General features: G+C 65.6%; 21 protein-coding genes. 14 read left to right on the top strand and 7 right to left on the bottom strand.

What is annotated here, in order from left to right; translation table 11 throughout:
- Window positions 1-10 precede the first annotated feature (10 nt).
- From Har1131_RS08455 to Har1131_RS08445, 3 genes are all read left to right on the top strand, one after another.
- A complete protein-coding gene (locus Har1131_RS08455; protein WP_064287450.1) occupies window positions 11-1,387 on the top strand; it encodes an adenylosuccinate synthase in 1,377 nt (458 codons plus the stop codon).
- Between the two features lie 114 nt (window positions 1,388-1,501).
- Window positions 1,502-1,696, top strand: coding sequence for a methytransferase partner Trm112 (locus Har1131_RS08450; protein ID WP_050007441.1), 195 nt, complete (start codon window positions 1,502-1,504; stop codon window positions 1,694-1,696).
- 51 nt (window positions 1,697-1,747) lie between these two features.
- The gene (locus Har1131_RS08445; protein WP_080510026.1) at window positions 1,748-2,293 is read left to right on the top strand and encodes a hypothetical protein; all 546 of its coding nucleotides are present in this window, start codon (window positions 1,748-1,750) and stop codon (window positions 2,291-2,293) included.
- Window positions 2,294-2,299: 6 nt separating this feature from the next.
- On the opposite strand, the gene Har1131_RS08440 is transcribed toward Har1131_RS08445, so the two are convergent.
- Window positions 2,300-3,379, bottom strand: a complete 1,080-nt coding sequence (locus tag Har1131_RS08440) for a DR2241 family protein (RefSeq protein WP_151145916.1) — start codon at window positions 3,377-3,379, stop codon at window positions 2,300-2,302.
- Window positions 3,380-3,566: 187 nt separating this feature from the next.
- Here Har1131_RS08440 and Har1131_RS08435 point away from each other — a divergent pair, with 187 nt between their 5' ends.
- Together Har1131_RS08435 and Har1131_RS08430 are read left to right on the top strand one after the other, a co-directional pair.
- Window positions 3,567-4,559, top strand: coding sequence for a M48 family metalloprotease (locus Har1131_RS08435; RefSeq protein WP_151103945.1), 993 nt, complete (start codon window positions 3,567-3,569; stop codon window positions 4,557-4,559).
- The gene (locus Har1131_RS08430) at window positions 4,556-5,671 is read left to right on the top strand and encodes a PQQ-binding-like beta-propeller repeat protein (RefSeq protein WP_151145914.1); all 1,116 of its coding nucleotides are present in this window, start codon (window positions 4,556-4,558) and stop codon (window positions 5,669-5,671) included. Before Har1131_RS08435 ends, Har1131_RS08430 begins: the two co-directional genes overlap by 4 nt.
- A 24-nt stretch (window positions 5,672-5,695) precedes the next feature.
- Here Har1131_RS08430 and Har1131_RS08425 read toward each other — a convergent pair whose 3' ends face one another.
- Both Har1131_RS08425 and Har1131_RS21715 read right to left on the bottom strand, forming a co-directional pair.
- Window positions 5,696-6,577 (bottom strand): CbiX/SirB N-terminal domain-containing protein, encoded by an 882-nt coding sequence (locus Har1131_RS08425; RefSeq protein ID WP_151145911.1) that lies wholly within the window; start codon window positions 6,575-6,577, stop codon window positions 5,696-5,698.
- Window positions 6,578-6,691: 114 nt separating this feature from the next.
- Window positions 6,692-6,850: a hypothetical protein gene (locus Har1131_RS21715; protein ID WP_023843316.1), complete on the bottom strand. Its 159-nt coding sequence runs from the start codon at window positions 6,848-6,850 to the stop codon at window positions 6,692-6,694.
- 218 nt (window positions 6,851-7,068) lie between these two features.
- Between Har1131_RS21715 and Har1131_RS08420 the strand changes: the two genes are divergently transcribed.
- The 5 genes from Har1131_RS08420 to corA all read left to right on the top strand — a co-directional run bounded on the left by Har1131_RS08420 (window position 7,069) and on the right by corA (window position 11,019).
- Window positions 7,069-7,554, top strand: a complete 486-nt coding sequence (locus tag Har1131_RS08420; protein WP_050007442.1) for a hypothetical protein — start codon at window positions 7,069-7,071, stop codon at window positions 7,552-7,554.
- A 47-nt stretch (window positions 7,555-7,601) separates the two neighbouring features.
- Window positions 7,602-9,080, top strand: coding sequence for a cysteine--tRNA ligase (gene cysS / locus Har1131_RS08415; RefSeq protein ID WP_064287454.1), 1,479 nt, complete (start codon window positions 7,602-7,604; stop codon window positions 9,078-9,080).
- Between the two features lie 109 nt (window positions 9,081-9,189).
- A complete protein-coding gene (locus tag Har1131_RS08410; RefSeq protein ID WP_064287455.1) occupies window positions 9,190-9,831 on the top strand; it encodes a DUF6517 family protein in 642 nt (213 codons plus the stop codon).
- Window positions 9,832-9,874: 43 nt separating this feature from the next.
- Window positions 9,875-10,045 carry a hypothetical protein gene (locus Har1131_RS21710; RefSeq protein WP_008313304.1) on the top strand — a complete coding sequence of 57 codons (171 nt, stop codon included), beginning with the start codon at window positions 9,875-9,877 and terminating at the stop codon, window positions 10,043-10,045.
- Window positions 10,042-11,019 (top strand): magnesium/cobalt transporter CorA, encoded by a 978-nt coding sequence (gene corA / locus Har1131_RS08405; RefSeq protein WP_151145908.1) that lies wholly within the window; start codon window positions 10,042-10,044, stop codon window positions 11,017-11,019. Before Har1131_RS21710 ends, corA begins: the two co-directional genes overlap by 4 nt.
- Here the strand turns inward: corA and Har1131_RS08400 are convergent.
- Complete coding sequence (locus tag Har1131_RS08400; RefSeq protein WP_191907488.1) at window positions 11,014-12,231, bottom strand: tripartite tricarboxylate transporter permease; 1,218 nt, start codon at window positions 12,229-12,231, stop codon at window positions 11,014-11,016. The genes corA and Har1131_RS08400 overlap by 6 nt on opposite strands.
- 64 nt (window positions 12,232-12,295) lie before the next feature.
- Entirely contained in the window at window positions 12,296-12,706 is a 411-nt protein-coding gene (locus tag Har1131_RS08395; RefSeq protein ID WP_014040671.1) for a transcriptional regulator, read from the bottom strand.
- A 98-nt stretch (window positions 12,707-12,804) separates the two neighbouring features.
- On the opposite strand from Har1131_RS08395, the gene Har1131_RS08390 reads away from it, so the two are divergent.
- Window positions 12,805-13,425: a hypothetical protein gene (locus tag Har1131_RS08390; RefSeq protein WP_023843318.1), complete on the top strand. Its 621-nt coding sequence runs from the start codon at window positions 12,805-12,807 to the stop codon at window positions 13,423-13,425.
- A 21-nt stretch (window positions 13,426-13,446) separates the two neighbouring features.
- Here the strand turns inward: Har1131_RS08390 and Har1131_RS21705 are convergent, their stop codons facing one another.
- On the bottom strand, window positions 13,447-13,605 hold the full coding sequence (locus tag Har1131_RS21705; RefSeq protein ID WP_175055136.1) for a hypothetical protein: 159 nt from the start codon (window positions 13,603-13,605) through the stop codon (window positions 13,447-13,449).
- A gap of 68 nt (window positions 13,606-13,673) precedes the next feature.
- Here Har1131_RS21705 and glp point away from each other — a divergent pair, with 68 nt between their 5' ends.
- The 3 genes from glp (at window position 13,674) to Har1131_RS08375 (ending at window position 18,162) form a co-directional block, all read left to right on the top strand.
- Complete coding sequence (gene glp, locus Har1131_RS08385; protein WP_050036708.1) at window positions 13,674-14,894, top strand: gephyrin-like molybdotransferase Glp; 1,221 nt, start codon at window positions 13,674-13,676, stop codon at window positions 14,892-14,894.
- Window positions 14,891-16,771 (top strand): molybdopterin biosynthesis protein, encoded by a 1,881-nt coding sequence (locus Har1131_RS08380; RefSeq protein WP_151145902.1) that lies wholly within the window; start codon window positions 14,891-14,893, stop codon window positions 16,769-16,771. The genes glp and Har1131_RS08380 overlap by 4 nt, the downstream gene beginning before the upstream one ends.
- A 167-nt stretch (window positions 16,772-16,938) precedes the next feature.
- Window positions 16,939-18,162, top strand: a complete 1,224-nt coding sequence (locus Har1131_RS08375) for an iron-containing alcohol dehydrogenase family protein (RefSeq protein WP_064287459.1) — start codon at window positions 16,939-16,941, stop codon at window positions 18,160-18,162.
- 171 nt (window positions 18,163-18,333) lie between these two features.
- On the opposite strand, the gene Har1131_RS08370 is transcribed toward Har1131_RS08375, so the two are convergent.
- On the bottom strand, window positions 18,334-19,503 hold the full coding sequence (locus tag Har1131_RS08370) for an NAD(P)/FAD-dependent oxidoreductase (protein ID WP_050036710.1): 1,170 nt from the start codon (window positions 19,501-19,503) through the stop codon (window positions 18,334-18,336).
- Window positions 19,504-19,734: the final 231 nt, after the last annotated feature.

Raw genomic sequence — 19,734 nt, 5'->3', positions numbered from 1 at the left:
GGTGCGTGCGATGACCGTAACCATCGTCGGCTCACAGCTCGGCGACGAAGGGAAGGGCGGCATCGTCGACCTGTACGGCGACGACGTGGACGTCGTCGCGCGCTATCAGGGCGGCGACAACGCCGGCCACACCGTCGTCCACGAGGGCGAGGAGTACAAGCTCTCGCTGGTTCCGAGCGGAGCCATCCGCGGCAAGGTCGGCGTCCTCGGCAACGGGTGCGTCGTCAATCCGCGAACGCTGTTCGACGAGATAGACACGCTCCAGGAACGCGGCCTCGACCCGGACGTTCGAATCGCCGAACGAGCACACGTCATTCTCCCGTTCCACCGCGTGCTCGACGGTATCGAGGAGGAACTAAAAAGCGAAACGGATGACGAAGTCGGGACAACGGGCCGCGGTATCGGCCCGACCTACGAGGACAAGGCCGGCCGGCGCGGCGTTCGCGTCGGCGACCTGCTTGACCCGGACGTGCTCCGGGAGCGCCTCGAATACGTTGTCCCGCAGAAGCGGGCCGTCGTCGAGGACGTGTACGACCTCGATGTCGACGAGCTTGACGATCCGGACGCCTTCGACGTGGACGCCATCTTCGAGGAGTTCCGCGAGTTCGGCCGTCGCTTCGAGGCCGAGGACATGACCGTCAACGCTGGGGCCTTCCTCAGCGCGACCATCGACGAGGGCCAGAACGTCATGCTGGAGGGCGCACAGGGGACCATCATAGACATCGACCACGGGAACTACCCCTACGTCACGTCATCGAACCCGACGGCCGGCGGCGCGGCGACCGGGACCGGACTCAGTCCCGGTGTCGTCGGCGACGGCGAAGTCATCGGGATCGTGAAGGCATACCTCACCCGTGTCGGAAGTGGCCCGCTGCCGACCGAACTCGGCGGCGTCGTCGGCGACACACCCGGCTACGACGAGCAAGGCGAAGGCGAGAACGAGGAGCTGGCGAACTACATCCGCGAGGAAGGCGGCGAGTACGGGACCGTTACCGGCCGCCCGCGACGTGTCGGTTGGCTCGACCTGCCGATGTTGCGCCACTCCACGCGCGTATCCGGCTTCACCGGCATCGCCATCAACCACCTCGACGTGCTCGCCGGCCTCGACGAAGTGAAAGTCGGTCACACGTACACGCTCGACGGCGAGGAACTGGCGTCGATGCCCGCGACGACCGAGCAGTGGAAGCGCTGTGAAGCCAACTTCAAGTCCTTCGACGGCTGGCCCGAGGTCGACTGGGCGGACGCCGCCGAGGAGGGGTACGACGCACTCCCCGAGAACGCGAAGGCCTACGTCGAATACATCGAATCCGAACTCGACACGCCGGCCTACGCCATCGGCGTCGGCCCCGGTCGCGGCGAAACCATCGTTCGCGAACAGCCGTTTTAACTGGCCTTCCTGTCGGGTTCGACGTTTGAACGCTCACTTGCGTTTGCCCAGCGACGTGGTAGCACTCACTGGGAGAGCGGCAGACTTTTGCGACCGCCGGTCTTGGCTGGACGTATGAAAGAGGACCTGATGGAAATCATTTGCTGCCCTCTGGACAAGCACGACCTCGACCTCGAAGTGACGGAGCGCGACGACGGCGAAATCCTGTCGGGCAAACTCGTCTGCACCGAGTGCGGCGAGACGTTCCCCATCGAGGACGGCATTCCGAACCTGCTCCCGCCGGACATGCGCGACGAAGCACCGGCCTGAACCTTTTTTTCCTCGCCCCGCGGAGTCACGTCCGTGCCTGACTCCCTGCCCGTGCACCTCAACCGGACGGACATCCACAGTCTGGAGGTTCCAAACGAGTTCGACGCGACAGGGAGTTTCGACGTACGATTAGTCAATCACGGCGAGGCCCTGCACGTCCATCTCCACCTCGACGACTCGCTTTCCTCCGTCGCATCGCTCGACGCCACGAACCACCACGTACGGGCCGAAACCGACCGACTGGTCAGGATAACTGTCGACGGTGACGGCCCGGTCCGCGGCAAGCTAAAGGTCGTGACGGGGTACGGCGCCGAGACCCGGTACATCGACATCTACATCCCGGAAGGCGGGACCGAGAACGAACCGGTCATCGTCGACGACGAGCTGTCGAAGCCACAGCCGAAATCGGCGACGGAATCGGAACCCGGGCTCGAAGACCTGTCCGCGGGACCGATACTGGCGGCTGGCGGTTTCACGGTCCTGATTGCGGGCCTCATCACGCTGGTTCTCACCGAGAGCCTGCTGTTGACCGCTGTCGCAGTCCTCGCAGTCACAATCCTGTTGGGACTCCTGTCCGTCGCCGTTCGCTCGTCCTGACAGGGCTTACTGTTCCGTCTCGACGCCGCCGAGGTTCCCCTCATCGTCGAACAGCTTCGCGCGCAGGAACCGCGCCCGGTACCGGTTGGCTCCCTCGTAGATGTCCGCCTCGCGGATGTCGTCTGCCTCGCCGTCGGCGACAGCATCAATGATGGCTTCCAACTGTTCTTTCTCGCTTGGCGTGAGTTCGAACTCGTAGGTCTGGGACTGCTCGCCTTCGAGTTTCGTCCACTTGCGTGCGCCAGCGATGACGAGGGAACAGGGTTCACGGCAGGGGAATTTCCCCGACCCACCGTCGACATCGAGCTCGGTCTCGTCGTCGTACTGCCACTCCCGGCGCTTGAGACACTGGGAATCGTCACAGCAAGCCTCGGCGACCCAGTTGACGTGTTCGTAGCCGTCGCCGCGGTCCCAGGTCTTGACGACGCCGTAAATCCCGGTCTGGCGGTCGACGGTGTCGCGCCAGTGGCTCACGTCCAACTCGCCCTCGCGCTCACGGTGCCAGTTCGAAATCGTGGCCGGATAGAAGAAGTCCACCGCCTGGACTAGCTCCGTCGGTCCGAGTTCGGGAAACACCCAGCCTGACTGGAGAGTGGGGGCTGTTTTCAGCGGGCGGTAGCGGTCACGGTCGTCGTGTTTGGCGAGGGTACGGGCGTCCAGTGGGTCGTCGTACGCGTCCAGCGAATCGGCGTCTGTCCCCGTGTCGTCGACGTGGCGGAGGTCGTACACCCGCTCGTCGTCCTCGTCCAGTGTCACGGTAATCGAGAGCTCACCCCACGTCGTCGTCAGCCCCTCTCGTAACTGGTCGTATCGGTCCGGAATCGGCGTCGACTCAGCGTTTTCGAGCCACCGGAGATACGCCCAGCGAGGCTCCGCCTGAGGCGCTTTTGCGTGCCAGAAGTACCAGTTCGAGATGTACTCGGGGTACGACGCGGCCAGGCCATCGAGGTCCGCGATACTCGTACTCTCTGCTTCCGCTGTCGTCTCGACGGCGTAGCGTCCACCCTCGACCGCTGCCTCGATACCGTCGAACGCGATACCGTCCGACGCTGCCTCGGCGAACGCCTCGACATGGGTGTCGTCCATACCGCCGCCGTAGGTGTCGCACCGGGAAAAGTCGCCTGTTCCGGCAATCGGAGTGGAGATAGTTCCAAATTCGGTAAAATTATATTTTACAAGAATCGTAGATGATTTATGACATTTTGGTGGGGGCGGTCCGTGTCCGGAGGTGGACGCTGTGGACTGGCCGACTGACCGGGGGTTACAGGTCCGAATGGCGACTGCTGTCGTCCTTGTGGGACTCCTTCCGGTGGGGTTCGTCTACGCGGGCCTTGCACTCGTAAACACGGCCGGAATATGGCTGGCGAAGCTAGCCACCGACTGGGTGCTGGCCGGCGAGTTCTACATCGAGCCGTGGCTGGTCGCTGGCGGCGTCGTGGTCGGGTTCGCCGCGCAGTTGGCCGTTGGTGACACCATCGCCCTGCGGGCGCTGGACGCTCGCCCCGTGGGCCCCGACGACGAACCCGGTCTGGTTGAAAACGTGACACGGCTAGCGCAATCAGTGAACCTTCCGGCACCGGCAGTCGCCATTGCAGACAGCGACGCGCCGAACGCATTCACTGTTGGCCGGAGTCCCGACAGCGCCACGCTGGTGCTCACGACCGGACTGCTCGACGCACTCGACGACGACGAGCGCGACGCCGTCATCGCCCACGAACTCGCTCACATCAAGAACCGCGACGCCACCGTGATGTCGCTTTCCTACGTGCTCCCGACGCTAACCTACAGCCTCGCAGCCAGCACCCTCGGGCTTCTTCAGGCCATCCCCGGTGCTTTCACCGGCTTCCGACACACCGATAGCGACAGCGCCCGGGGCCTCTTACTCGGCATCTTTATCTTGACAGTCAGTGCCTTACTGACGCTCGCTGTCTCAGCCGTGTTCTGGCTCGCCAGTTTCACGCTGTTTCGCGTGCTCTCGCGGTACCGCGAGTACGCCGCAGACCGCGGGGCCGTCGCTATCACCGGCGACTCTGCGGCGCTCGCCAGCGCGCTGGCGACCATCGATGACGAGATGGCGGCGGCCCCAGACCACGACCTCCGGGCGCAAGACGGTGGTCTCGACGCGCTCTATATCGCACCCATCGACGAGACACAGTTCAAAGACGCGCCTGATTTCGTTGCCAACGACGTGTTCCCCCAGACCCATCCGCCAACCGAGGCCCGCATCGAACGACTGGAGACGATGGCCCGGGAGGGACCGTCGTGACCGAGTACAGCCGACGAACCGTTCTCACGGGGCTTACCGGCGTTATCGGGTCGCTCGCCGGGTGTGGCTATCGCCCCGGCCCGGGCGATAAGAAGTGGGAAACCGCCGACGACGGCGGCCGTCTGGTCACGCTGGTCGACGGGACGCTGTTCGAGGTCACGTTCGAGACCATGGACTTACTCGACGACAACTCGGCTGGGGCCGTTGCTCGGTACAATCTCGCCGACGGCTCCCGACTGGGCCGGTTTGAGTTCGAGGGCGTCGCGGTAGACTGGGCCAGCCATGCGGCCCGCCTCTACGTCGGGACAGCGGCCGGTCGGGTCATCGGGGTGGCCGGGGACGGACGAGACTGGACGAAAACAGTCGAAGAGCCAGTGTCGAGCGTCGCCGCCGCTGACGGCCGCGTGTATGTCGGGACCGAGAGCGGGCGTCTCGTTGCCTTCGGCGGCGAGAGCGGGGCCGAGCGGTGGTCGAAGTCGCTTCCTGTCCCCACCGACCCATCCAAGAGTGACGTGCCGACAGTCGGGGCAGGACCCGGCGGACTCGCCGTCGACTGGGGGACCGGCGACGAGTACCGACTTGACGTGTTCGCGCTGGACGGCGCAACCCTGTGGGACCAGCCCCTCCAGCGGAGCCTCAACGGTTGGCCACATGTCCGCGGCGACACCGTCTACGTCCGCTCAGAGTACTTACAGGCGTTCGACCGCGACTCGGGGACGCGCCGCTGGGTCAATGAGGCCATCACCGTTCCAGACGGTCCGTTGCGGTTCAGCCGCGACGACGAAATCGTCTACGTTCCGGAGCGACACGCCCTGATAGCTGTTACGACCGCTGACGGTACTGAGCGATGGCGGTTCAATGACGAACGGTACGCGAGCATGGAACAGGGGCGAAGCGCGTACCAGACGGATATCGGTGCGACGGGCGCAGCCCCGGCTCCCGAGGGTGAGTCAGTGTTCCTCAACACGAAACACCACGGCCTGTTTCAGTTTGACAACGACGGAAGCTTGAAATGGCACGAACCCCGTCTCGACTTCAGCTTTCTCTATGCGGTCACAGAGAACGCGATAGTCCACTCCGGTGACGAAGCAATCGTCGCTCGCTATCGGTAGTCCCCGCCGTCGGCGACGGGTCCGTTAGTCGCCCGCGGCCGTGGTGCCCCCGCCGGTCTCCTCGCGCACCTGTTCGATGGCGCTGCTCACGTCGGCTCCCGCGTCAGCCGCTCGCTCAAGCACCACGTCGGCCATCAGGGGCTCCGTTCCGACCGCTCCGGCGTACCAGATATCGTGGCCCTCGACAGTGGTCGGCACGTCGTAGCCCGTCCGGTAGTCGTCGGTCAGGCCCATGTCCTCGGGGATATCCTCCTGGGTGTGGAAGCCGTCGGCGATGAACAGCGGCACGACGACAATGTCGTCGCTCTCGAAGTAGTCCGCGACATCATCGACCTCGGGGTCCTCGTCCATGAACAGCGACTGCACCTCATCAAAGCGGTCCCGCTCGCGGATGCGGTCAGCGTGGTACTGGATGGCCTTCGCGGAGTTCTCGTTGCGCTCGGTGCCGTGGCCGACGACGGCGAGGCCGAACCCGTCGCCGACGTCGGGGTCACCGGTGACGGACTCGGCCCGCTGGACGATGACGTCGCTCATCGAGTCGTGCGTCCCGACCGGGCCGCAGTAGTGGACCGTCTGGTCCGTGTCCTCGGCGGCCAGCGTCGCGTTGGTCGCGCTCGTCCCGTCGGAGTCCCACAGCTCGGGGTCCCAGTCCTCCAGGCGGAACTCTCGGGGGATGACTTGCTCGGTGAAGTAGCCCTCCGAGATGAACAGCGGAACCAGATACACCTCGTCGGCGTCGACGGTCCGCAGCGCCTCCCGGAACGACGGTTCCTCCTTCCAAAAGGATTCACGGACCTCGCTAAACGCGCCGGTCGCCCGAATCGTGTCCGCGTGGTCGTAGGTGGGCGTACTCGACTCGGCGTTCAGGTGAGAGCCGTGGGCCGCGATAACGAGCGCTTCGTCCATATCCACCGGTTGGTGCGAGCCGTCCTTAGGGCCTTCGTTGGCCTGCCCGGATAGCCGGCAGGCTGTTCAACGTTGAACGCCGAAAGTGTGTACTTGCCGACCGATTCCACTCGGTCACAGCCCGAACAGGAGGACGTAGAACAACACCCCAGCGGCTGCCAGCAGTGCGGCGTGTCCCAGCGCGCCAGCAGCGACGACGATGCCACCGATGACTCGTTCCGCCGGTTCCAGGGGCTGTCCGAACACTTGCCGTTCGCGTTGTGCAATAGCCATTGTCCTTCCCTCATGTAGAGAGACGGCCTCCTGTGGCACAATCCCCTATGACTGTTCTCAGTCGCTGGGAGTGGTCCCGAAGTTCTGCGGGTCCAGCGCGCCCGTTTACCGTTCATCACAGGACGGCGAGGCCCCTCGGTAGCGAGCGGCCCCGTGGAACCGCGTTCGCTCGCGCCTGATAGAACGACTTTTGCCCACGCCGCCCGTGGCCGACGCCAATGTCACTCGCAGCCGCGACCAGGGATGCCGTCCGCGAGCGGCCGTTTCTCTACGACGCACTCCGGGCGGGCATCGTCAACTACACGGCCGCCGCACGTACGCTCGACATCGACGGCGAGGAGGAAGCCGTCGCGACTGCGCTCCGTCGGTTCGCCGAGGAACTGCCCACCGACCCGCCACACGACAGCGACGCCAGGGTCTCGATGCAGAGCGGGCTTGGCCGGGTCGAGTCCCCCGATGCTGAGTCGGCCGCCGTCCTCACAGTCGGCGACGCCGCCTTCGCCGATGGCGCCGGGTCGCTGACTGGCATCGTCGCCACCGGTGACCTCTCGGCGGCGGCGCTGGCCGAGGTGCTGGGACGCCTGCGAGCGACCGATATCTCGACCGAGGCCGCCGGCGTCACCGACGACGCGCTCGTCGTGGTAGTGAGCCGCCGCGCGGGACCGGACGCGCTCCGAGTGGTCGAAGCGACTGTACAGGGGTGAGCCGCCTTCCGACGGCTTAAAGCGGGCGGCCCCAGTTTGCCCCGATAATGACGCTTCGTGTGACGAACACGTTGACCGGTGAGAAAGAGCCCTTCGAGCCGCGCGACCCCGACTCCGTGCTGTTGTACTACTGTGGGTTGACGACCTCCGACCCACCCCACCTCGGGCACGCGCGCGGCTGGGTCCATGTCGACGTGATGGCCCGATGGCTCGACCACCTGGGCTATGACGTCCACCACGTCGAGAACTTCACCGACGTCAACGAGAAGATCGTCGCCCGCGTCGGCGAGGACGGCGACAGCGAGGAGAGCGTGGCCCGCCACTACGTCGGGCAGGTCATCGACGATATGCGCTCGCTCAACCTCGGCCGCGCGGAGGTGTACCCCCGCGTCTCCGAACACGTCCCGGAGATTATCGACCTCGTTGAGCGACTCATCGAGCAGGGCCACGCCTACGAAGCCAACGGCTCTGTCTACTTCGACGTGACCAGCTTCGAGGACTACGGCAAGCTCTCGAACCAGTCCGTCGACGACATCGAGTCCCAGGGCGAAGACACCGAAGGGGAGAAGCGCCACCCGGCCGACTTCGCGCTCTGGAAGGCCGGCGGCGTCGACCCGGAGGACATCGCCGAACATCAGCACCCCGAGGCCGCACCCGCCGAAGAGGCCTGCCAGACAGCACAAACCTGGGACTCCCCATGGGGCGAGGGGCGACCCGGCTGGCACATCGAGTGCTCGGCGATGTCCATGACCCACCTCGACGAGTCTATCGACATCCACGTCGGCGGGCAGGATCTCGTCTTCCCCCACCACGAGAACGAGGTGGCCCAGAGCGAGGCCGCGACCGGAAAGCAGTTCGCGAAGTACTGGCTCCACGTCCGCCTGCTTGAAACCGAGGAGGAGAAGATGTCCTCCTCGCTTGGCAACTACTTCACCGTCGCCGATGCCGTCGAGGAGTTCGGCTCCGACGTGCTTCGGACCTTCCTGCTGTCGACGGCCTACACCTCGCGGGCGACCTACAGCGACGAGACCATCTCGGAGGCTGAAGAGCGCTGGGACCGCCTCTCTCGCGGCTACGAGCGAGCGGCCGAGGCCTGCGACGGCGTGGACGCCTACGCGAAGGTAACCGACGAGACGCTTCGTGACGCTGTCGCAGACGCCCGCTCGGCGTTCGAGGCCGCGATGAACGACGACTTCAACACGCGGGAGGCGATGACCGCGCTGCTCGACCTGACGGCCGCAGTGAACTCCCACCTGGATGCCCACGAGCAACGGGACTACCAGGGGCTCCGCCGCGCTGTCGAGACGTTCGAGGAACTCGGCGGCGGCATCCTCGGGCTGGCGTTCGGCGACGACGACAGCGGCGACGTGTCGCTTGCCGGCGACGTGGTCGATCTGGTTCTGGACATCCGCGAGCAGGAACGAGAGGCCGGTAACTACGAACGCGCCGACGAACTCCGGGACGAACTGGAAGCGCTCGGCGTCGAGGTGCAGGACACCGACGACGGGCCGACCTACCGGCTCTGAAAGGAGACAACAGACCGGCTCTGGAACGGTTATCGGCGGTGTTTTGTACCTCATCCGACAGCTTGAACGGCCATGTACTTTATATACTGGACACAGTGTAGGAACAACAATGCGAAAGGGCATCCTCACGCTTCTCGTCGGGTTACTCGTCGTCTCGTCGGGCTGTGTCGGCCTGATAACCGGGGAGACGGTCGAGTTCGACTCCGCACCGGCGTCAGTCGGCGACAGTGCGCTCGAAGAGACCGGCTACGAGCAGTCGATGGCTGACGAACAGACTATCGAGCGGACGGTCACCGTCGCCGGGCAGGAGCGAACCATCCGCGTCACGAACCACGTCCGACAGTACGACCGTGGCATCGACCTCGGACCGCTCGGTGAGGTCAACGCCGGCCGGTTCATTGTCTTCTCGACGCCCAGCGCCAGCGTCGCGGGGAAGTCGCTGAACCCGGCCGCCAGCTGGTCCAACGAACGCCTCGTCGAGGAAGTCGCCAGCCGGAACGACCAGATAAACGATGTCCAGTTCGAACGCAACCGCTCGGTGGAGGCACTGGGCGAGTCCCGTGAGGTGGCCGTGTTCTCCGGAACGACGAGCATCGAGGGTCAGGAAGTCGACGTCCTGATCCACCTCACGAGCTTCGAGCACGAGGGCGACGTGGTCGTCGCTGTCGCCGTCTACCCGGAACGGATCGACGACCGCGAAGGGCCACGCGTCGATACGCTGCTCGGCGGCCTCTCGCACTCGGGCAACTGACTTCGGGGACACTGTTTTCTTTCGGGCCAGTGATGACGGAGGCATGAATCGGCTGTTTGTCGCCGGTGCGGTGCTCACGCTCGTCGGCATCGCTGGCTATGCTGTCGGGACGAGCGTCGCCTACCCAGGCCGGTCTGCGTCGGTGACGGCGGTTATGGTCGGCCTGACGGTGGCCGCTGTCGGCCACGCCACGCCGACGGAGGACACACCGTGATTTCCGCAGTGGTGTACGCCGACGGACAGGCAGTGGAGTACGAGGACCTGGCGGCAGCCCGAACGGCCGTCGGGACGACGTGGGTTCACGTCACCGACGCGACACCCGAAGAAATCGACGCCGTCAGTTCCGCCTTCGATCTCCACTCGCTGGCTATCGAGGACATCAAGACCGACGTCCGGGCGAACGTCCAGGAGTTCAACGCCTACACGTTCGCGCTCGTCAAGTCCGCGTCGCTCACGCCCGGCGATACGACGTTCGACAAGGAGGTGAAAACGACGCCGCTTGGCCTGTTCATCGGCCCCGACTGGGTCGTCACGCTGTCGACGGGAGCCGTCCCGTCCGTCCAGCGCGTGATGGACGCCGTCGGCCGCGGGGACGAGCGACTCCTCCACCGCGGCCCGGATTTCACGGCCTACCGGGTCATCGACGTCATCGTCGACGCGTACTTCGACCTACTGGACGAGATCGAGACCGATATCGAACAGATCGAGGAGGAAGTGACCATCTCCACCGATATCGAGACGCTCGAACGGATCAACGACGTCCGGCGCGACCTGCTGTCCTTCCGCAAACAGGTCTGGCCGGCGCGGGAAGCGATCGGCGTGCTCGCCCGTGGCGACCCCAACCAGATCCAGCCACAGACGGAGAAGTACTTCCGGGACGTGTACGACCACCTGGTCCAGATAGTGGACCTGACCGAGACGTACCGCGACTTGGTGGCGGGGGCGCGGGATATCTACCTGAACACGGTGTCCCAGTCGACCAACGAGGTAATGAAGATGCTCACCGTCGTCGCGACCATCTTCATTCCGCTGACCTTCGTGGTCGGCATCTACGGGATGAACTTCGCCGATAGCCCGTACAACATGCCGGAACTGGGCTGGGCGTTCGGCTACCCCGCGGTGATGATCGGGATGGTGATCGTCGTCGCCGTCTTGCTCGCCCATTTCCGCCAGCGGGGCTACCTATAACGCCAGCGGGACGAGCAACACCCCCATCAGTGTCGCCCGCCGAGCCCCGAACTTCGGGGGCAAGTGGCCGACTGCGGTCGCGGCCCCGAACGCACCCACGCCGACCAGCCCCGCGAAGAGCGCGGAGAGACAGATCAAGACCGCTATCACCGACAGCGAAAGGTACGTCGGGTCCAGTCGGCCGACAATCCGGAGGTAGCGGTCGCCGACGGTCGGGACGAGTATCGCGCCGGCGACGGCAGCGATGGCGACCGCGGCGAGCAGTGCCGGGAGCACCAACGGGACTTCGGCCCGGTCGAGCGCGACGAGAACGCCGGTTCGGGGCGTCCCGAGCGAGATGAGCGCGAACAGCGCAAAGACAGCCGTCGCCGTGTTGACGCCGCTCGTCGTGACGATGAACGCTCGCGGTCCCTGGTCGGAGACCAGACCCAGCGCCAGCGTCGCTGCGATAGCGCTGGAGACGCCCGGAATGTAGCCGACTACGCCCCCACAGAGTGTGCCGATACCGGCGAGAACGCCGACCGTTCGTCGCGGCGTCGTCACCGTCGCGTCGGCCTGTGGCGGGACGCCGTCCCCCTCGATAGCGGCCAGGAGCACCGGCGCGCCGAACAGTCCCGAAAACAGCGGGACCAGCACGTCCGACACAGGCAACGCTCCGGTTACCGGCGCATCGAGCAGGCCGATTCCGAGCAGACCGCTGGCGGCCAGGGAACACGCCGCGCCGACCTGCTGGTGGCGGCCGTGCTCCGTGACCACGAGCAGGACGGCGACCCCCGCGAGAAGCACCGACAACCACGGCCGGAGCAGCGGATACGCTCGCTCCATCAGCAGGGTAAGCGGAACTGCCAGCGGGACGGCAAACACCACGGCCAGCCCGCTCCCCAGCGCAGACAGGCGAAGCGCCTCCCGGCCGCGGCCCTCGATGACCAACTGGTGGCTCGGCAGTGCGCTGGCTGCCATCGCCGGGTCCGGCACGCCAAGCGCCAGCGCCGGAATTACGTCGAGGAAGGTGTGTGTCACGCCGGCCGAAAGCATCGCGACGCCGACGTACAGCCGCGGGCCGGGCAGGCTGCTCGCCGCGGCGGCGAGCAAGAGCGCGAACGTGTTGGCGTGCAGCCCCGGGATGAGGCCGCTGAGCGTTCCCAGCCCGACTCCCGTTCCGACCGCAGCGAGTAATGCGAGCGTCGCTGCCGGGTCGGCGGCGGGAGCCATGGACTGCATACCGGGGCGTGGCCCCGTTCCCGTACTTGAACCTCCGTGCCGGCCGCGTGCCCACTCACTCCGCCGAACTGTCGTACATGTCGTCGAAGGCCTGTTCGCCACGGATGAGCTCGTCGACGCCGTCGGTGAGCGTCACCTCGCCGAAGACAGTCGCACTGTAGTATGTGTAGAGTCCATCTTGGCCGCGGTCCGTCCGCTGGCGCTTCTCGACGAGGCCGGCGTCGACGAGCGTGTTGAGGTGATAGTGGAGCGTACTGTCATCGACAGTTAACATGTCATCCAGTTCCGTCGGACTCATCTCCCCACCGTGGACGAGGCGGTAGAGGATTTCGTACCGAATCCGGTTGCCGACCGCAGCGTGCATATCAAGGTACTCCTCAAGACTGAGAACGCTGTCGTCGGGCAGCAGGTCGGCCGGGTCCTCCGGCGGCTCCCCGTCCACCGCTCGCGAATGGTCCGTCGACATCTCAATTGTGTGTACGGACGGCTCATATTTAGCTGTTCTCAAGCCAATGAATACTGAAAATACCTACTTTTATAATATGGTGGCAGATTGGTGTCACTATGGCGACGGAAATAACACGGGAGCGGATTATGGACCAGGTCGGGGATGTTCGGTACGACCGGTTCCTGTTCTATCTGATGGGGCCCTACAAGTCGTTCAATCTCAACTACGTTCTTAGCGAGTCCGAGCGAGCCGATATCGATATCGGCGACCTGCCTGGCCCACTCCGGCGACTGTTTCAGAACAAAGCTGAAATCGATGAGGCGAAAGCACTGTTGCGGCGGGTACAGGGGGCGCTCCGGGCCGACCCGGGCTTCAACGCTTTTCTGGCGCTTGATGTCGACATTGACACTGACGACGTGGACGCGGCGACACAGAGTATCGAGTTTGCGCGATGCAGCAATGCCACCGCGTTCGTGTTGCCGTTTCTCGGACACAACTTCGGCGTTGGTGAGGAGGCCGGCAGTATCCTCGAACGGCTCGCGGACACGCACGGTGATCGGATGGTGTTCATCCATGAGGACGACGTGACGAGTGCGATGATTCGGTCGGCGTCGGTGCGCTGGGACTTGCGAATCGAAACGTACGAAACCGAATCAGAACTCGTCGACACGTTGCGTCGGTTCGCCGGTGGTGTCATGCATCGGGAGCGTCGGGGTGACCTCAACCGCCTCGACTGACCGAGCTGGGGACGGTGATACTCACCTCTCCACGGCGTGGTGCGGCCCGACCGGCCCGTGTTCGGGGCAGGTCCCGGCGATAGGTGTGGTGTTGAGACAGCAGTGCCGGCTGTCGGTCGCGACTAGCCCCGTCGAGAGTTCGCTCCCGCAGAGACGACAGCGGAGGGTCGACCCACTCACACCTACGCTACTGTCACTACCCTCCTGAACCTGGCGAGCTTTTTGGTGTGCCGGCCATTCGTACAGGCATGAGCAACGAGTCCCGAAAGTCGGCCGGGTTCAAGGACCGAACACCGGTGACGACGGCCAGGGAGACGCTGCTGGACGCAGTGACGCCCCACGAGCGGACCGAGCGCGTCCCGCTGCGCGAGGCGGACGAACGCGTGGTCGCCACGGACATCGCTGCTGAACGAGCGGTGCCCCACTACCGCCGGGCGGCCATGGACGGCTTCGCCGTCAGAGCCGAGGACACCTTCGGCGCGAGCCAGCGGTCGCCCGCATCGCTCCGGGTCGGTGAGACGGTGACCACAGAGACAGCGGCCCGCGTACACACGGGGAGCGAACTCCCCGATGGCGCAGACGCCGTCGTGATGGTCGAGGAGACCGAGGTGGCCGGCGACACCGTCACGGTGTTCGACGCGGTCGCGGGCGGCGAGAACGTCGCGCCGGTCGGCGAGGACGTGGCGGAAGGGCAGACCCTCTACGAGGCAGGCCACAGGCTCCGTCCGTCGGACCTCGGCCTGCTGAAATCCGTCGGTACCGACACCATCGAGGTGTACGAGCAGCCAACCGTCAGCGTGATTCCGACCGGGGAGGAACTGGTGCAGGACGACCCCGCGCCGGGCGAGGTCATCGAGACGAACGGCCAGACCGTCACCCAGTACGTCGAACGCTGGGGCGGCACAGCGACTTACCGCGATATCGTCACCGACGACGTGGACGCGCTCCGGGCGGCCATCAGCGACGACCTCGACCACGACATCGTGGTGACGACCGGCGGGTCCTCCGTCGGCGAGCGGGACCTGCTCCCGGAGGTCGTCGATGGAATCGGCGAGGTGCTGGTCCACGGCGTCGCGCTGAAGCCGGGCCATCCAGTCGCGCTGGGCGTGGTCGAGGAGACGCCGATTCTGATGCTCCCGGGCTATCCGGTCGCCTGTATCGTCAACGCCGTCCAGTTCCTCCGGCCGGCGCTCCGACAGGCCGGCCACCTCCCGTCGACAGCGCCGCCGACCACCGAGGCCGAGCTGACACGAAAGATAGCCAGTGAACCGGGGACCCGAACCTACGCCCGGGTGGAACTACACACCGAGGACGATGACGAACCGACCGCGACGCCGACGCGGGCCAGCGGCTCGGGCGTCCTCTCGAGCGTCGCGCTCGCCGACGGCTGGGTCGTCGTGCCGGAGTCCGTCGAGGGGTACGACGCCGGCGACACCGTGACTGTCGAAGACTGGGAGTGGTCCCAATGAGCGACCGCCGCGAGTTCCGCGACCTGGCGTCGCCCGAGGAGGCCCACGAGGTCGTCGCGGACCTCGACATCGACCCTGCCCCGGAGACGGTCCCACTGGCAGATGCCAGGGACCGTGTTCTCGCAGAGCGAGTCGACGCCGACATCGACGTGCCGGGGTTCGACCGCGCGAGCATGGACGGCTACGCCGTACACGCCAGGGACACCTTCGGCGCTGACGAGGCCGACCCGGTGACGCTTTCAGTCGCCGGCGAAGTTCACGCGGGCGAGGAGCCCGACGTGACGGTCGAGTCGGGGTCGGTCGCCGAGATCTCCACTGGCGCGGTGATGCCGCCCGGCGCGGATGCCGTCGTGATGGTCGAGCGAACGACCGAGACAGACGACGGCGTCGAGATACGCACGTCCGTCGCGCCCGGTGACAACGTGATGCTCGCCGGTGCGGACATCGCGGCCGGGGCACGCGCCCTCGGACCTGGAACGCGCATCACGCCGCGGGAAATCGGACTCCTGTCGGCGCTAGGCCTCGACGAGGTCCCGGTGCGTGGTCGTCCCAAGGTCGGCATCCTCTCGACCGGTGACGAGCTCGTCCGGCCCGGGGATCCCCTCGACAGCGCCGCCGGCCAGATATACGACGTGAACAGCTACACGCTCGCCGGCGCTGTCTCGGAGGCCGGCGGCGATCCGGTGATGTACCCCCACGCCGGCGACGACTACGCGGAGATGGAGCGGTTGCTCCACGAGGCGGCCGACGAGTGCGACCTCGTCCTCTCGTCGGGGTCGACCAGCGCGAGTGCCGTGGACGTCATCTACCGCGTGATCGAGGAACGCGGCGAACTCAGGCTCCACGGCGTCGCCGTCAAGCCCGGCAAGCCGATGCTCGTCGGCACTATCGGCGACTCGGCGTACGTCGGCTTGCCCGGGTACCCGGTGTCGGCGCTGACCATCTTCCAGACGTTCGTCGCGCCGGCGGTCCGGGACGCCGCCGGGCGGGACCCGCCACAGACAGCGACGGTCTCGGGCACGATGGCGGTCCAGGAACGCTACGGCGAGGGGCGCAGACGCCTCATGCCGGCCGGCCTGGTCGAGGACGAGACGGGGTCGCTGCTGGTCTATCCCGTCGACAAGGGCAGCGGCGCGACGACGAGCCTCGTCGACGCCGACGGCTTCGTGGACGTGCCGCCGGGGACAGACTACCTTGCTGAGGGGGAGGCAGTCGACGTGACGCTGTTCTCCCCGGCGGTCAGACCGCCGACGCTTCTCGGCATGGGCGAGGACGACCCCCTCCTCTCGCGCTTGCTTGACACCGTTTCCCGCCCGCGGTATCTCCCGCTCGGCTCCACCGAGGGGCTCCGCCGCCTCGACAACGGCGTGCCCGATATTGCCGTCGTCGCGGGTCCGACCAGCAGCGACCACGAAGCGACCGACATCGGGGGATGGCAGCGTGAGTGGGGACTGGTCGTCAGTCCTGATACCGATGTGTCCGACCTGGGCGACCTCGTCGACGGCGACTACCGCTTCGTCAACCGCGACAGCGCTTCTGGACTGCGGCGGAGCTTCGACGACGCGGTCGACGCACTTGGCGAGGAACGGGGTGTCGGCCGCACCGAACTCATCGATGCTATCGACGGCTACGAACTCACGACGAAGGCACACGAAAGCCCCGCTCGGAAGGTGCTTGCAAGCGACGCGGACGCGGGCCTCGGCCTCCGTGCTACGGCGGCGAAACTCGACCTCGGATTCGTCTCGCTGGGAACGGAATCGGTTCGGGTGCTCGTGAACCCGGACCGACGGGAGAAAGACAGTCTCGGTTCGCTCGCCGAGGTGCTTTCCGACCTCGGCGCACTGACTGACGGGATGGCCGGCATGGAGCCACAGTAGGCGGAGCCGGTCTGAGCACGGGAATCCTGCCGAGAATACGCTACGGTTTTACCACGGACAGACGACGTGACCACGCTTGCAGACGACCCGAACGCTCGACCTGTGGCGACCGACGGCGCTGACGACCTGAAGGGCTAAAGACGAGCGGGGCCGAGTGAGTCACAGCAATGCCCGACACACCGCTTGCCGCCGACCTCAACGCCCCGTTCCGGTTCGAGTACGACCCTGCGACGCTGCGGTACGGCCCCGATGCCGTTCGGTCGCTTGACACGGAGCTAGACGCACAGGGCGACGACCGCGCGCTGGTCGTCTGTGGCGCTACCGTCGGTGAGACGCCGGCTGTGATGGACCCCGTTCGAGAGGGGCTCGGTGACCGGCTGGCCGGCGTCTTCGCGGAAACGACGCCTGCCAAGCGGCTCGGTACCGCTTACGACGGGCTCGAACGCTTCCGCGAGGTCGATGCCGACTGTCTCGTGGCCGTCGGCGGCGGGAGCAGCCTCGACGTGGCGAAAATCATCAGTATCCTCGCGGCAACCGACCGTGATCCGGCCGCTGTCGGTCAGGCGTTCGTCGATTCCGGAACGATAGCCGTCCCCGAAACGGAGCTGCCGCCGATTGTGGCTGTCCCGACGACACTGGCCGGCGCTGACCTCTCTATCGTGGCGGGAGTCACAGCCGTGCCCGATACTTGCCCTGTGGACGAACCGACCAGCGGCGGTGTCGGCGATCCGAAACTGATGCCCGCAGCCGTCTGTTACGACCCCGAACTGATCGCGACGACGCCCCGGTCGGTCCTCGCGGCGTCGGCGATGAACGGCTTCGACAAAGGTATCGAGACGCTGTACGCGGCTAATTCAACCCCGATAACTGACGCCACAGCGTCGCGCGGTCTCGGTCTTCTCACAGACGGACTGCTCGCACTCGGTAACGGTGACGACGACCCGTGGGTGTATCAGTCGCTCACCCGGGGCATCATGCTCGTCCAGTACGGCATCTCGCGGGCCGATGGGACGACGCTCTCGCTGATCCACGCCTTCGGCCACGGACTAACCCGGACCTACGAGGTCCAGCAGGGCGCGGCCCACGCGGTTATCGCTCCACACGCCCTCTCGTACCTGTTCGAGCAGGTCGACGGCCGGCGGTCACTACTCGCCGATGCTCTCGGTGTCGGTGAGGCCTCTGACCCCGCTGCTGCGGTCGTCGACCGGGTCAATGACGTGGTGACGACGCTGGGACTGCCGACACGACTCCGGGATGTTGACGGCCCCGACCGCGAGGCGTTCCCCGAAGTTGCTGACGCCGTCCTCGAAGACGCCTTCATGGCGAACGTCCCGTCAGAACTGGAACCCACACGAAAAGACATCGTCAGCGTGTTAGAGTCGGCCTGGTAGTGCCTTGCTCGGAGACGGGCAAAACAGCATACCGCGCGCCATCGGCGCGCGGTTTTACGTCTCGCGACCAGCGGGAGCGAGACGGTCGTTTTTAGCGTAGATTTTTGCGAGGAGTGGTGCCCGCAGCGCGCTCGAAGAGCGCGTGAGGACACCCGACGAAGTAAAAAGGTACTACATGTCGGGCCAGGCCTTGACGGCCCGACCGACGCCAGTAACGTCCTTGATCCAGCGGGCGGCAATCGCCTTTTTCAGCAGTTTCGCGGGCATCCCGCCGAACGTTTCGATAGGCATATTCACCACGTCGTGGGCGACGGCTTTCTCGCCGACCGAAACGACCGTGCCCTTGTCCTTGTGGGTCCACGTCTTCAGCGGCTGGCCTCGCACGGCGCGAGCGAGGTTCTCACCGGCGACTTCGGCGGCCTGCCAGGCGGCCTGCGCGGTCGGCGGGGCGGGCTGGTCGCCCGGCTGGTCGATCAGCGCCGAGTCGCCGATCGCGAAGACGTGTTCATCCTCGGTCTGGAAGTTCCCTTCGGCGTGGACGCGGTGGTTGCGCTCGTCCTTGTCCAGATCGACGTCTTGCATACAATCGCGGCCGGTGATGCCGCCCGTCCAGACCAGTACGTCGTAATCCAGTTCGTCCTCGTCGCCGATGTACACTGTCTCCTCGTCGACTTCGCCGATGAACTCCCCGCACTTGATGTTCACGTCGGCGGCTTCCAGACGCTTACGCAGGGCACCCTGCAGTTCCGGGTCGCTGTTGGGCAGGACCTGGTCGAGCCCTTCGACGAGGTGGATGTCGATGGGCGCGTTGTGTTCGTCGCGGAACTCGGCGACTTCGCCGGCGGTCTGGATACCCGAAAGGCCAGCGCCGCCGATGACGACCTGCGCGGGGTCGTTGGTGGAGGCGTCACGAGCGGCCTGCTGGATGTTGTCGTGGATGTCGAGCGCGTCGTCGAGGCTCTTGAGCGTCAGCGCGTGCTCTTTGAGGCCCTCGATGCCGAAGAATGCGGTCTGCGATCCCAGCCCCACGAGCAGGTAGTCGTACTCGACAGTGTCGGAATCGGCGAGGGCCACTTCCTGGGCGTCGGTGTCGATGCCGACGACTTCGTCCTGAACGAACGAGGTCGAGGGCTGTTTGATCTCGTGGACGGGAATAGTGATGTTCTCCTGGACGCTCGGGTCCCGAATGCAGCGGTGGGACTCGTGCAAGACCAGGTGGTAATCCGTCTCAGAAATCCAGGTCACATCGACGTCCGTCACACCGTCTAGCTCGTCCTCTAAACTCTTTATTGCCCCCGCACCAGCGTACCCCGCACCGAGTACGACCACGTTCTCTGTCATAGGCCACTCTCCGAAGTCATTAGATACAAACCCTTTGGAATCGGTCTACGGCTCCGCTGTTGTCCTCGCATGCTGGCTCACGGTCGTGACCCAGCCCCCTAAGTTTGCAGTCGCCTTCGGTCACCCTCCCGAGGTAAAACAGCACCTACCGTTCCGAAAGACGCCTCCTAATCACCTATTTACAGAGACAGTCTGTCCTTTCTGGTCGGCCAATCAAACAGAAGGAGGGGC

It is taken from the genome of Haloarcula sp. CBA1131 (assembly GCF_008728975.1).
Taxonomy (GTDB): Archaea; Halobacteriota; Halobacteria; order Halobacteriales; family Haloarculaceae; genus Haloarcula; species Haloarcula hispanica.
Note: the sequence above shows the minus strand (reverse complement) of the source record. Positions and strands in the feature narration are given on the sequence as shown.